Consider the following 12,486-nt stretch of genomic DNA (forward strand, 5'->3'; position numbering starts at 1 on the left):
TAAATATGAAAACAATATATAATAATAAATTTTCAGCCTTAAAATTTGTCCTAATAGCCGCACTTGGCTTTGGCTCTTTTACTAGCTGTACCGATGATAATGTAATAGCCCTAGAACCTTTTAATCAGGTTTCAGAAGCAGCAGCATTTACTACGCCTGCATTAATTGAATTATCTGTGACTGGAATGTACAATGCTGCCCAAATAGGTATTTATAACGGTGCTGGTCGTGGGTATCCTTTTGGAGCTGCTTTTGTGCAACAAGGGGATAATAGAGGTGAGGATGCTGTAAATATAGCAGGGTTTTACCAATTAACGTATACGGCTACCTATGACCCTACTACGGCAAATAATGTTTTTTATTGGAGCGATACCTATCGCTTAATTAATAGAGCAAACCTTGTTTTAGAAGGAGTAGAAGGAGCTGTAAGTAATGGTGTTATTACTCAGGAAGTGGCCAACGATTATATTGGTCAAGCTAAATTTTTCAGAGCTATTGCACATCAAGAGTTGTTGTGGCATTTTGCAAAGCCATATAACGATACACCAGGTGCTACACACTTAGGCGTACCTTACCGTGATTTTGCAATTAATACGACCGAGTCTATAGATTTAGCCTTAACATTAGGTCGTAATACAGTGGCAGAATGTTATACAAGGATTCTTGAAGATTTAAATGATGCAGAGGATTTAATGGATACCAAAGCAGAAAGAGGTGGAACTTTAGGAATTGTAAGAGCTACCAAAGAGGCTGCTATAGCATTTAAGACTAGAGCCTATCTTCATATGCGTAATTGGCCCATGGTCATTGCAGAAGGAGTTAAGTTAAATGGAATTTACTCAGTTACTGCTACACCTGATGGTGTTTTTGGTGACGCTGGCTATAACAATTCAGAGTCTATTTTTTCTATGGAAAACACAGCACTGAATAATCCTGGAGTGAATGCAGCTTTAGCATCACAATACAACCGAAGAGGTTTGGTCGCTATAAGTCCAATTATCTGGAGAAACCCAGCTTGGTTGGTTGACGATTTACGTAGAGAAGAAGGTGTTTTAGTACGGACTGTTGGAGGTGTGAAATACACTAACAAATATAAAGATGGCGTAAATTATACCGATCCTTCTCCAGTAATGCGTTATTCAGAGGTGCTTTTAAACATGGCTGAAGCCTATGCTCGCATTCCAGGTAGTGAAGGACTTGCACTTACCGCTTTAAACACGGTTCGAAACAGATCTTTGGCTTCACCAGCTACACAACAATATTTAGCCGCTAACTTTCCAACACCGGCAAGTTTGGTGGAAGGAATTATTACTGAAAGAAGAATTGAATTCGCAATGGAAGGCAGAAGATGGCCAGATATTCACAGATTGCAAAATGATAACTTGGCGCCAATAGTTGGTATTCCAGCAAAAGTAGGCAATGGAACCCCACCAGCTTCGGCATATACCCTTGGTACACCTTATGCAGGTCCCTTCGGTGTTCAAGCATTCCCTTACAGTGCCAAAGAGTTTTTATGGCCAATACCACAACAAGAGGTTAATAATAATCCTATTCTGGCAACGCAGCAAAATCCAGGCTGGTAATCCATTTAGGGTTTAAAATTGAATTAGCAAAAAAGGCTGCCCATAATTTGGGCAGCCTTTTATTTTATCACCCTAAAGGTTAAATTAATCCGTTCTTGTATGGGCCTAGCTGTTTTTGGAATTTGGTGCAACCAATGGTGTTGTGTTTCGCCTTTCATGACTAAAAGACTGCCGTTCTCTAAAAGAATTTTGTGTTTTAAGTTTTTGTGGGTTCTGTGTTTTAGATGAAAAAAACGTTCCTGACCAAAGGTAACCGAAGCGATAACAGGATTTATGCCCAACTCTTTTTCATTATCGGCATGCCAACCATTACTGTCTTTGCCATCTCTATATAAATTTAAAAGGCAGGTTGTAAAATTCGTTTCAGCAATTAATTCTATTTTCTTTTTTATGGCTATGAGTTCATCAGAAAATTCATGGGGTTGCATGGTAATGTTCGAATAAGAGTAAGGTTTGCCGTTGTTTGCATATAAGGCCGTTAATCTTGGTTGCGCATAGGTTTTGCCAAATACTTTAATAGCATCTTGTTGCCAAGGGGTATTTGTTTTTAAGTGGTTAAAATAGTTGTTTGACGCTTTTATAGTGAAGAAGTTAGGGTAGTACCAAATATCACTAACAGGTAGGTTGAGGTTTATTTTTTCACTAAATAGACTGCTCATAAAATTTATTTCTATTGTTTTCTTGTTTTACTTAATGCTATAAACTTTTGTACTTTAAAGCTTGGTGTCAATTCATTGTCTATACAATTGGTTGAATTTATGATGGTCACAATATATAAAAATACGTTTATTTTTTAAGTTTAGTTGTCTTTACTTTTTGAAAATAGTTTGCATTTAAGGTCTTATATCAATAAATGAAATTTAAAAATTAACGGCTATTTAATTCCTAATTCAAATTAAAAACGCGTGTCAAATTTTCATATTCTGAAAAATGAAAATTTATGTTTAGGTTCGGTAAATGAAGCTAAAATTCTTTTTTACCTTTATCAAAAAAAAGCATGAGATACCATACAAGAAAATGGGTTAAACCAGAAGATTTAAATGCAAATAATACGCTATTTGGAGGTAAATTATTAGCTTGGATAGACGAGGAAGCCGCACTTTACAGCATAATTCAATTAGAAAATAAAAGAGTTGTTACCAAATATATATCAGAAATTAACTTTATGAGTACTGCCACAACTGGAGATATAGTTGAAATTGGCATAGAAGTAGTGAAGTTTGGAAAAACTTCGATCACCATTAATTGTGAAGTTCGGAATAAAATGACCCATGAAACTATTGTTACCGTAGATAATATTATTATGGTAAATTTAGATAATGAAGGTAAACCTTTACAACATGGTAAAACAAAAATAGAATTTGTTAAAGATAGGTTAGCATCAAAATAATTAATTTTAGCACTAAATTTCTTATAAATAAAAATTAAGCAATAGATAATTTTAAATTAATACCAATTAAAAAGCATACGATATTTCTAAATTATCATAGCTTATTATTGTAATACTTTTTTTAGTTTATTTCGATATTCAGACGGATTTTGTCCTGTGAAATTTTTGAAAGATTTGTTAAAGTGAGAAAAGTTATTAAATCCACTTTCAAAACACACTTCGGTTATACTGGTGGCATTTTCTGCTAATAATTTTGAGGCGTGTACCAAACGATATTCGTTCACAAACTGCACAAATGTTTTTTTGGTGATATTTTTAAAATATCTACAAAATGATGGTATTGTCATGCTCACCATATCCGCAATTTGTTCTAAGGTAATTTCTTGCTTAAAATTTGTTTTTACGTAATTGAAAACCAGATTTATTCGATCGTTATCTTTAATAGAGGTTTCCATAGAAAAACCTTCACCATTTAAAATTTTAAACTCACTAGAATTTGCCAATTCATTTAAAATATTTAAAATCGATAATAGTCTTTGAAAATCGGTTTGATATTCTAAAACTTCAATTTTTTCTCCAATTTTCTTTTTTGTTTTACCATAAAAAGCAATCCCTCCTTTACATACATCAAAAATAGTTTGAATCTTCTTCATTTCAGGAATATCAAAAAAATCATTTCCTAAAAAATCGTGTTTCATTTGCACCACGGTTTCTGTTTTATTGCCTGTAAAACTATCCGTGAAGCCACAATGCGGTAAGTTTGAGCCTATGAGTATTAAATCCCCGTCAGCGTAATAAGATATATGGCTACCTATTTGACGTTTGCCCGTACCACCATTAATATAGACTAATTCTATCTCAGGATGAAAATGCCAAATGGCATGAGTATTGGGTTTATCTTCATCAAATTTTTGATAGGTAAACGAATGTCCGAAATCGGGAGCTATTGCTTCGAAAGCAGGTTTTGGCACTATCATATTTTCTTTTTTGTAAAATTAAAAAACCTTGTTTTTCTAATTCTTTGCAAAGTTAACCATAATCAATGTTATTTTACCATAGTTGTGCGTAAACATGTTTGTGAATGGTAAAATAGCAAAGAAATCGGCAAATTATGGTGTATTTATAGTGGTTTTTCGAGGGTACATTTGTACCATCATCATTTAGTAATCTTTTAAAATAAAAAATTATGAAAACAGTCGTAAAATTTACAGTAATGGCAGCATTATTATTCCATATAGTAATAGCAAATGCCAGTGAGCCAAAATTAAACCTAGTGGCAGACCTTAACGAAAAAAGTTTAATCATTGATTTTGATGAAGTATCTAAGGACACTAAAATTCAATTTTTAGATAGTGAAAACTACATCATTTACTCTGATAATTCTTTTAAAAACAAATCAATTCACACAAAATTTGATTTAAGTAATCTTAAGGCGGGAACCTACACTTTTAAACTTGAAAGTTTAACGAAAACCATCAATTATGATATCTTAATTCAAAAAGAAACAATTATCATAAAGGATAAAGTAGAAGTAATTAAGCCAGCATTTAGAGTCAAAGAAGATGTGGTTTACATAAATTTTCTGAATATTTCTAAAGAAGGTGTTGAGATTAAGGTTTATGATGGGGAAGACAGAATATTATATTCAGAAAAATTTATGGATACCCTTACGGTTGAAAAGGCCATCAATTTTAAAAATGCCAATAAAGGAGAATATACGGTTATCGTAAAAAACACTCATGGTAATTACCAAAAAAGCGTCAGTATTTAAATTGGTTTTAAGTTAAGTTGAGTTAATTTTTTAAACCAGAAGGGGAGCGTTTGCTCCCCTTTTTTTTCTAGGACTTAGTCTTTATCCAAGCATCAATCTTATTTTCTAAAAGTGCCAATGGCACACACCCGGTTTCTAAAACTTGGTTATGAAATTCTTTGATATCAAATTTATCTCCTAATTCTTTTTCTGCCTTCGCCCTTAGATCTTTTATTTTTAATTGTCCTATTTTATAAGACAAGGCCTGACCCGGCATCGCCATGTAGCGTTCAATTTCTGAAATAATACCTGCTTCAGACTCTGCTTCATTAGCTAAAGAGTATTGAATGGCTTTTTCACGAGACCAACCCTTAGAATGTAAACCCGTATCTACCACTAAGCGAATAGCTCTATGCATTTCGGCACTTAACATGCCAAAGTATTGATAAGGATCATCGTATAATCCTAATTCTTTCCCCAAAGATTCTGTGTAGAGGGCCCAGCCTTCACCATAGGCGCTATACCATAAGGTTTTTCTAAATTTAGGTAAGTCTTCATTCTCTTGAGTCAATGAAATTTGAAAATGATGCCCAGGAATAGCTTCATGTAAAAATAGATCCTCGTCAGAAAATACATTGTATTCGTTTATGTCTGGAATGGGCACATAAAAAATGCCTGGTCGTGTTCCATCCATAGAACCTGAATTGTACTCCGCACTTGCAGAAGCTTCTCTGAAAGCCTCCGTTCTACGTACTTCAAACTTTGTTTTTGGCTGTTTCCCAAATAGTTTGTTCACCTGAGGTTTCATTTTTTCATGAATCGCATTAAAATTGGCAATCACCTCTTCTGCACTTGTAAAAGGCATCAACTCTTTCTTAGTCCTTACATGATTAAAAAACTCTTTTAAATCGCCCTCAAAACTGACTTCCTTTTTTACTTTTTCCATTTCAGTAGAAATCCGAGCTACTTCACTTAATCCTAATTCATGTATTTCATCCGCTGTCATATCAGTTGTGGTGAATAACTTAATCGCATAGTCATAATAGGCTTTTCCGTTGGGAATGCTATCTATGCCGCTACTTGTTCTTCCAGCCGCCATATATTCTGAGGCCATAAAATCATGTAGCCTCTGGTAGGTTGGAATGATATTTTCAGTAATCATCGCCTTATAATAACTCCTAAGATTTTCTTTTTGCTCATCGGTAAAGTCTTCAGGAAAATTCTGAATAGGGCTGTAAAATAAATTTTCCTCCATATTTTTATTGGTCATGGCCAATAGTTGTGGAATTACTTTTGCAATCAAAGATTTGGGTAATACATGCCCATGAGCCATACCTTCTTTCATACGCGTTTCTGCGGTATTTAACCAAGTGATATAGGCATTTAAACGCAACAGCCAATTTTTATAGTCTTGTTCGGTTTTAAAAGGTTGTGAGCTTTGACCACTGGCTAATTGCCCCATCATTAATTGTAGTGACCACATCTGGTTTATGGGCATTAAATCTTCTCTAAAGCTTAAACGTTCTAAATTTCGATTGCACTCCCAAATAAGTATGGCTTTACTCATCTGCTGACTTTCACTCAGCGATTCGTCATTTACTTCTTGCGCTTTAGTCAGGTATTCGGTATAAAATGCTTTTTCCTCAGCTTTAAACGCGTCACTTAAGTTGTTTGGTAATATATCATTGTAGCGCGCATCGCCTTGTGAGGTAGCGTTTAAAGGGTATAATTTTAGACCTTCTTCCGCATAGTTGTTTAATAGGAGATCAAAATTTATATTTCTTTCAAGCCCTTCTGTTGGGTCTTTTTTCTCTTCTTTACACCCTTGGAAGGCGATGATACTCAAAACTAAAAGAATTATTTTTTTCATAGGACTATTATTTTTAGGATTTTTTATACACCCATTAAGTGCTTTTTTAATTTGCTTTAGACAATGTGTTTATTAATTTTTCTTTTTTATCAGCAGGTAAAGCATCGTTGTCTAAAATAAGTTGAATCGTTTCAGGATCTTTATTTTTTGCAAACAAGAATTTATAATATTGGTTGATGGTTAAGGTACTTTTGGACTGGGTAACTAATTGCATTTCATCACCTTTTTTAACGCTTCCCGTGCTTAAAATTTTAACGTAGGCACCGGGAAATTGGTGCTCCACGTATTGTTGTATAATTTGTTGATTTTCAAAACGAATTCCCAGTTTATAGCAAGGTTCTCTGGGTTGGGTTATTTGCACCAAAGCAGATCCTAGGGTATAGATATCTCCAATTCGTAAGGTATCTTCGTCTAAGCCTTCCACTGTTAAATTTTCGCCGAACATACCCCAATCCCATGATAAGTTAGGGTATAGCGCTTTCCAATAGGTATATTGATCCGCACTAAACAAAAAACAGGCTTTGTTTTCTCCACCATGGTGTTTTCTATCAATAACGGTATCCTTTTCAACATCATTCGCCCCTAAAAATAAGGCTGTGTTCGTAGGATATTTAAATATACCCGTTTGCTCTTCTTTTCCCTTCCATTGAAAAGTAGTAGCTGTTCCCAAATTTGTGGAGATTACCTTCATATTGTAAATGTAAAAAACCATTGTAAGTTACTACAATGGTTTTTACTTTTAAAAAATAATTTTTTACACTAACTTTTTTGTCACAAAAAAACCTGCTAAAAGTGCAATGCCAGCCATTAGGAAAATAGTACCTGGGTAGGCAATACTTTCCTCTATACCCATTGTATTCTCTAATAAAGAGGCGATAAAAATAGCTATTCCTATTCCGATTAGTAGTAGGGCAAAATTTAAAATAAATATTTTCCATGTTGATGTAACATTTTCTGATTTCCCCTTTGCAAAAATACTTGCATCTGCACCTTTTTCAATAAGTGCCATTCGTTCTCGGTTTCGAGTAGAAAAATAAAGATACGTTATTGCAAAGACTACTAGAAAAAAGCTAATTGGGATTAAAATTGCTGCTGCCATATTGTTTTTTTTAATGATTAATGAATTATGTTTTCATGTATGACGATATTTATTTATTTGAGGTTACAAAAAAACATATTTTTATAGTTTATGTAACCACATGTTTATATTCTTCGTCATATAGATTAAATGAACCAAAAAGAAGACCAATACTACATACGCAAAGTATTAAATGGAGACGAAAAAGTATACAGCTTTTTAATTGAGAGGTATAAATATATGGTTTTTACAATAGCTTTAAAGGTGTTAAAAAATAGAGAGGACGCGGAAGAAGTTGCCCAAGATACTTTTGTAAAGGCTTATCATTCTTTGTCTAAGTTTAAAGGTGAATCTAAATTTTCAACTTGGCTTTATAAAATTGCTTATTTTGGAGCTTTAGATGCTCTAAAAAAAGAGAATAGAAGATTGGTTACGACTACTATAGACAACGACTACGATATTAATTTATCAGAATTAATTGGTGTTTTAGATCAATTTGAAATAGAAAATAGGACTAGGATTATCAAGGAATCATTAAATGAACTTTCTTCTGAAGACTCAATTTTGGTCACCTTGCATTATTTTGATGAATTGTCTTTAAATGAAATTTCTGAGATAGTAGACCTTTCAACCAATACTGTAAAAGTTCGTTTATTTCGAGTAAGAAAAAAATTAGCAGAAATTCTAGAGAAAAAATTAACACCAGAAACCATAAAAAGTTATGGAAGAAAATAAGATAAGTGAATTTGATATCTTTTTAACTAAGATAGTAAAAGAAGCAGGTGTGGAAGCTCCCAGTAAAAATTTCACAAATGCTATAATAGCTAAGATTGGTTTAAAGGAAGAGGCTAAAGTAAAACTATATAAACCTTTGATTTCTAGTTTTGGATGGATTTTTTTATCTACAAGTCTATTCTTAGGAATACTGGCTACTATGTTTTATAATCAGGGCAAAACGGATGCTACTTGGGTTACAGGAATATTTGATGGTATATTTAATTCAAGTTTAATTACTAGTACGATCAATATTAAAATTTCAGATATAACAAGTTATGCCATATTAGGTTTAGTTTTTTTCGTGTATGTACAAGTCTTCATCGTCAAAAAGTATAGAAATAAATCGTACGCTATTTAAATTAGTAGATTAAATACCTATACGCCCAATACATCAATCCAAACTGTAGGGGTATGCGCAGCAGTAATATCCATTTTGGAATACCTGCAGCCGCTTTTTCGCCTGAAAGCATATAAAAATGAACCAATAGAAATACCGCTAACATGGCGATAATGCCATAGATGGCTATGTTTTTAGTAGCAGGAAAACATAGACCGATACCCAAAGCAATTTCTGCCAAACCACTCAAGGCTACTAGCGATTTATGATTGGGTAAATATTTAGGCATGATGCGCAAATATACTTTTGGCTTGATAAAATGCATGATGCCAGCAAAAATATATAGGGCCGCCATAAAGTATAAATCGTAAGGATACATCATCATTTTATTTTTTAGAAAGGTATTGATTTTTCCACAAAAAAAAGCTGCTTCAATGAAATGAAGCAGCTTTTTTTTTCTTAGATTGAAGGCAAAGGTCAAAAGTTTTGGTGTGTACCCTCAACGCTTGCATCGAGCCTAGTCAAAGGGAACAGCTATTTTACCATGTCGTAACTACGCTTAATAAAGTTCGTTAATTCTTCGCCTTTTAGTAATCCTTTTGACAATCGAGCTAAGTCTAAAGACTGATTAATTAAACGTTCTTTTTTCTTAGCAGTTTTTGTATTTAAAATTTCGCCAACCAATTCATGATTGGTGTTCACAATAAGATTATACATTTCAGGCATATTCCCCATGCCGAACATTCCGCCACCACCAGTTTGCTGCATCTCTTTCATTCTACGCATAAACTCTGGTTCTGTAATGATAAAAGGAGAAGCACTGCTATCCATTGCTTCAAGCTGAATCGTGTATGATTTATTTGCAATAATACTTTCTAAATCAGCCTTAAGGCTATCTTTTTCCTCATCAGACAATTTAGAAATCTGTGTGTCTTCTTTCTTAATTAAATTATCTAAATGATCCGCATCAACGCGAGCAAAAGAAATATTTTCTTTTGAGCTCTCTAATTTTTGCATCAAGTGCGAAATAATTGGAGAATCTAATAATAAAACCTCAAAGCCTTTTGCTTTAGCAGCCTCAATATAACTGTGTTGTGCCTCTTTGTCAGAAGCGTACAGAATTACTAATTTATCATCCTTATCGGTCTGGTTTGCTTTTACTTTTTCTTGTAACTCATCAAAGGTGTAAAATGCACCATCAACAGTTGGGTATAGTGCAAATTTGTCTGCTTTGTCAAAGAATTTATCTTCCGAAAGCATTCCGTATTCAATTACAATTTTGATATCGTTCCATTTTGCTTCAAAATCTTCTCTATTGTTTTTAAATAAAGAGGCTAGTTTATCGGCCACTTTTCTAGTGATATAAGACGATATTTTTTTAACGGCTCCATCGGCCTGTAAATAAGAACGAGAAACATTTAAAGGAATATCAGGAGAATCAACCACGCCACGAAGCATCATTAAAAATTCAGGAACAATCCCTTCCACATTATCGGTAACATACACCTGATTTTGGTACAGTTGAATTCTATCTTTCTGTACATTCATATCGTTGCTTAACCTTGGGAAATAGAGTATTCCCGTTAAGTTAAACGGATAATCAACATTTAAATGAATATGAAATAAAGGTTCTTCGAATTGCATTGGATACAATTCTCTGTAAAAACTTTTATAATCCGCATCGGTTAAATCTGCAGGTTGTTTGGTCCAAGCAGGAGTAGGGTTGTTGATTATGTTGTCAACTTCTTGGGTAGGTGCTTTATCTTCTTCTTTAGCACCCTCTGGTTTGGGTAAAGTTTCTGTCTTCATTCCAAATTTAATCGGAATGGGCATAAACTTATTATACTTTGTTAAAAGCGAAGTAATTCTGCTTTTTTCTAGAAACTCAGTGGAGTCTTCAGCAATATGCAAGATAATCTCAGTACCTCTGGTGTTTTTATCAGACGCTTCTAAATCAAAATTAGGAGAACCATCACAAGACCAATGAACTGCGGGTGCATCTGTATGACTTTTTGTGATAATTTCTACTTTTTCTGCTACCATAAAAGCAGAGTAAAATCCTAAACCAAAATGACCTATAATCCCAGAATCTTTAGCGCTGTCTTTATACTTATCTAAAAACTCTTCAGCGCCAGAAAAAGCAACTTCATTGATGTATTTTTTTACTTCTTCTTCGGTCATTCCAAGACCTTGATCGATAACATGTAATTTTTTACCTTCTTTATCGATCTTTATTTCGATAATAGGATCCCCGTATTCGCTTTTTGATTCGCCAATAGAAGTTAAATGTTTTAATTTCAAGGTTGCATCTGTAGCGTTTGAAATTAATTCTCTTAAAAATATCTCGTGATCGCTGTATAAAAATTTCTTTATTAACGGAAATATATTATCAACGGACACATTAATTTTACCTGTTGCCATCTGTTTATTCTAATTTTAATGATTAATACGAAACCAATAGGTCAAAAAAAATACCAAGCTTATGGTTTGTGACAAACTGACATACACTAAATGAAATTCCTAGTCAAAATAGAAGATTTGTGCAAAACTTAAGGAATACCACTACTTTAAATAAATAAAATGACATTTTTTGTTAAGGAAAGTACTAGAAATACGACTGTTTATAGGTAACAATAGCATAAAAAGATTAGTGATTTTGATGTGCTAGAGCTATTTAGAAAAATTTAACAAATATTTTGTTTAATTTATTTGATATATAGTTAAACAAAAATTATCTTTACTCCGTATTGGGAATATAAATTGCTATGAAAAAGAGTTTTATTCTACAATCGATTTTATTGGTTAGGTTGAAGAAAGCGCATTCCTTAACTGGAATGCGTTTTTTTAATTTTTACCACTAGTCACTAGTAGCAGTTTTGTATTATTCGTATCTTTAAATGAGCTAAAATTAAAGGAAAAAATATAAAAAAAATGGCAGCAAAAACAGCAACAAAAAAAATTACAGACGATCAAATTATCGCCATGTATATGGATTATGTTCTAGAGCATGAAATGGTTCCAAAATCAATTTATAAATTTTGTAAGTCGAATAAAATTCAAGAACAAGATTTTTATACGCATTTTGGTTCTGTCGAAACCATACAACAACGTATCTGGGAAAAATTCTACGAGAATACCTATACCTTAATGTTAGAAAATAAAGAATATGCCTCTTTCTCGAATAAAGATAGGATGTTAACTTTTTTCTTTTCTATGTTCGAACTTCTGACCATGAATAGGAGCTATGTATTATTTGCGCTCAATGAGCATAAAGGTATGTTGAAAAATTTGAGCCAATTAAAGGGCTTAAGGCATAATATTAAAGAGTTTTCTACGTCGCTTATCAATGAGGCGAACGAATCTAAAAACTATAAACTAACGAAAAGAAACCCTACGCTATTCTCAGAAGGGGCATGGATTCAATTTTTATTTCTTTTAAAATTTTGGATGGAAGATGCCAGTGCTGGATTTGAGAAAACCGATGTAGTTATTGAAAAATCTGTCAATACTATTTTTGATGTATTTGAAAACACGCCATTAGATAGCATTATAGATTTCGGCAAGTTTTTGTACAAAGAGAAAATGGTTTAAGGTCATTTTTATGGGGAGCAGATGAGCACCATGAGTTGGTTCACCTCGACTCCTCAAACTGTTCTAGAAGCATTTGAATTGTGCTGATCATCAACTGCATTGAATGACAG

Annotated in this window: 13 protein-coding genes; 6 read left to right on the forward strand and 7 right to left on the reverse strand. The window is 33.3% G+C overall.

Annotation, left to right across the window (positions count from 1 at the left end; translation table 11 throughout):
• Positions 1-5 precede the first annotated feature (5 nt).
• On the forward strand, positions 6-1,583 hold the full coding sequence (locus GQ45_RS16930) for a RagB/SusD family nutrient uptake outer membrane protein (protein WP_047419782.1): 1,578 nt from the start codon (positions 6-8) through the stop codon (positions 1,581-1,583).
• A gap of 59 nt (positions 1,584-1,642) precedes the next feature.
• On the opposite strand, the gene GQ45_RS16935 is transcribed toward GQ45_RS16930, so the two are convergent.
• Complete coding sequence (locus GQ45_RS16935) at positions 1,643-2,242, reverse strand: alpha-ketoglutarate-dependent dioxygenase AlkB (RefSeq protein ID WP_047419783.1); 600 nt, start codon at positions 2,240-2,242, stop codon at positions 1,643-1,645.
• Positions 2,243-2,580: 338 nt separating this feature from the next.
• Here GQ45_RS16935 and GQ45_RS16940 point away from each other — a divergent pair, with 338 nt between their 5' ends.
• A complete protein-coding gene (locus GQ45_RS16940; RefSeq protein WP_047419784.1) occupies positions 2,581-2,973 on the forward strand; it encodes an acyl-CoA thioesterase in 393 nt (130 codons plus the stop codon).
• Between the two features lie 104 nt (positions 2,974-3,077).
• Here the strand turns inward: GQ45_RS16940 and GQ45_RS16945 are convergent, their stop codons facing one another.
• Positions 3,078-3,950 carry an AraC family transcriptional regulator gene (locus GQ45_RS16945; RefSeq protein WP_047419785.1) on the reverse strand — a complete coding sequence of 291 codons (873 nt, stop codon included), beginning with the start codon at positions 3,948-3,950 and terminating at the stop codon, positions 3,078-3,080.
• A 209-nt stretch (positions 3,951-4,159) separates the two neighbouring features.
• Here GQ45_RS16945 and GQ45_RS16950 point away from each other — a divergent pair, with 209 nt between their 5' ends.
• Positions 4,160-4,744 carry a DUF3244 domain-containing protein gene (locus GQ45_RS16950; protein ID WP_047419786.1) on the forward strand — a complete coding sequence of 195 codons (585 nt, stop codon included), beginning with the start codon at positions 4,160-4,162 and terminating at the stop codon, positions 4,742-4,744.
• A 67-nt stretch (positions 4,745-4,811) separates the two neighbouring features.
• Here the strand turns inward: GQ45_RS16950 and GQ45_RS16955 are convergent, their stop codons facing one another.
• The 3 genes from GQ45_RS16955 to GQ45_RS16965 all read right to left on the reverse strand — a co-directional run bounded on the left by GQ45_RS16955 (position 4,812) and on the right by GQ45_RS16965 (position 7,692).
• A complete protein-coding gene (locus GQ45_RS16955) occupies positions 4,812-6,593 on the reverse strand; it encodes a DUF885 family protein (RefSeq protein WP_047419787.1) in 1,782 nt (593 codons plus the stop codon).
• A gap of 46 nt (positions 6,594-6,639) precedes the next feature.
• Complete coding sequence (locus tag GQ45_RS16960; RefSeq protein ID WP_047420580.1) at positions 6,640-7,284, reverse strand: MOSC domain-containing protein; 645 nt, start codon at positions 7,282-7,284, stop codon at positions 6,640-6,642.
• A gap of 63 nt (positions 7,285-7,347) precedes the next feature.
• Positions 7,348-7,692 carry a DUF6249 domain-containing protein gene (locus GQ45_RS16965; RefSeq protein ID WP_047419788.1) on the reverse strand — a complete coding sequence of 115 codons (345 nt, stop codon included), beginning with the start codon at positions 7,690-7,692 and terminating at the stop codon, positions 7,348-7,350.
• A 129-nt stretch (positions 7,693-7,821) separates the two neighbouring features.
• Here GQ45_RS16965 and GQ45_RS16970 point away from each other — a divergent pair, with 129 nt between their 5' ends.
• Positions 7,822-8,406 (forward strand): RNA polymerase sigma factor, encoded by a 585-nt coding sequence (locus GQ45_RS16970; RefSeq protein WP_047419789.1) that lies wholly within the window; start codon positions 7,822-7,824, stop codon positions 8,404-8,406.
• Positions 8,393-8,806: a hypothetical protein gene (locus GQ45_RS16975; protein WP_047419790.1), complete on the forward strand. Its 414-nt coding sequence runs from the start codon at positions 8,393-8,395 to the stop codon at positions 8,804-8,806. The genes GQ45_RS16970 and GQ45_RS16975 overlap by 14 nt, the downstream gene beginning before the upstream one ends.
• Position 8,807: 1 nt before the next feature.
• Here the strand turns inward: GQ45_RS16975 and GQ45_RS16980 are convergent, their stop codons facing one another.
• On the reverse strand, positions 8,808-9,167 hold the full coding sequence (locus GQ45_RS16980; protein ID WP_047420582.1) for a MauE/DoxX family redox-associated membrane protein: 360 nt from the start codon (positions 9,165-9,167) through the stop codon (positions 8,808-8,810).
• A gap of 152 nt (positions 9,168-9,319) precedes the next feature.
• On the reverse strand, positions 9,320-11,206 hold the full coding sequence (gene htpG, locus GQ45_RS16985; protein ID WP_047419791.1) for a molecular chaperone HtpG: 1,887 nt from the start codon (positions 11,204-11,206) through the stop codon (positions 9,320-9,322).
• Between the two features lie 510 nt (positions 11,207-11,716).
• Here htpG and GQ45_RS16990 point away from each other — a divergent pair.
• On the forward strand, positions 11,717-12,376 hold the full coding sequence (locus tag GQ45_RS16990; protein ID WP_047419792.1) for a TetR family transcriptional regulator C-terminal domain-containing protein: 660 nt from the start codon (positions 11,717-11,719) through the stop codon (positions 12,374-12,376).
• Positions 12,377-12,486: the final 110 nt, after the last annotated feature.

The organism is Cellulophaga sp. Hel_I_12, from assembly GCF_000799565.1.
In the GTDB taxonomy this organism is placed as follows: Bacteria; Bacteroidota; Bacteroidia; order Flavobacteriales; family Flavobacteriaceae; genus Cellulophaga.

Coding starts and splice junctions, on each gene's coding strand:
- GQ45_RS16930 (WP_047419782.1), top strand. CDS start 6: ATGAAAACAATATATAATAATAAATTTTCAGCCTTAAAATTTGTCCTA.
- GQ45_RS16935 (WP_047419783.1), bottom strand. CDS start 2,242: ATGAGCAGTCTATTTAGTGAAAAAATAAACCTCAACCTACCTGTTAGT.
- GQ45_RS16940 (WP_047419784.1), top strand. CDS start 2,581: ATGAGATACCATACAAGAAAATGGGTTAAACCAGAAGATTTAAATGCA.
- GQ45_RS16945 (WP_047419785.1), bottom strand. CDS start 3,950: ATGATAGTGCCAAAACCTGCTTTCGAAGCAATAGCTCCCGATTTCGGA.
- GQ45_RS16950 (WP_047419786.1), top strand. CDS start 4,160: ATGAAAACAGTCGTAAAATTTACAGTAATGGCAGCATTATTATTCCAT.
- GQ45_RS16955 (WP_047419787.1), bottom strand. CDS start 6,593: ATGAAAAAAATAATTCTTTTAGTTTTGAGTATCATCGCCTTCCAAGGG.
- GQ45_RS16960 (WP_047420580.1), bottom strand. CDS start 7,284: ATGAAGGTAATCTCCACAAATTTGGGAACAGCTACTACTTTTCAATGG.
- GQ45_RS16965 (WP_047419788.1), bottom strand. CDS start 7,692: ATGGCAGCAGCAATTTTAATCCCAATTAGCTTTTTTCTAGTAGTCTTT.
- GQ45_RS16970 (WP_047419789.1), top strand. CDS start 7,822: ATGAACCAAAAAGAAGACCAATACTACATACGCAAAGTATTAAATGGA.
- GQ45_RS16975 (WP_047419790.1), top strand. CDS start 8,393: ATGGAAGAAAATAAGATAAGTGAATTTGATATCTTTTTAACTAAGATA.
- GQ45_RS16980 (WP_047420582.1), bottom strand. CDS start 9,167: ATGATGTATCCTTACGATTTATACTTTATGGCGGCCCTATATATTTTT.
- htpG (WP_047419791.1), bottom strand. CDS start 11,206: ATGGCAACAGGTAAAATTAATGTGTCCGTTGATAATATATTTCCGTTA.
- GQ45_RS16990 (WP_047419792.1), top strand. CDS start 11,717: ATGGCAGCAAAAACAGCAACAAAAAAAATTACAGACGATCAAATTATC.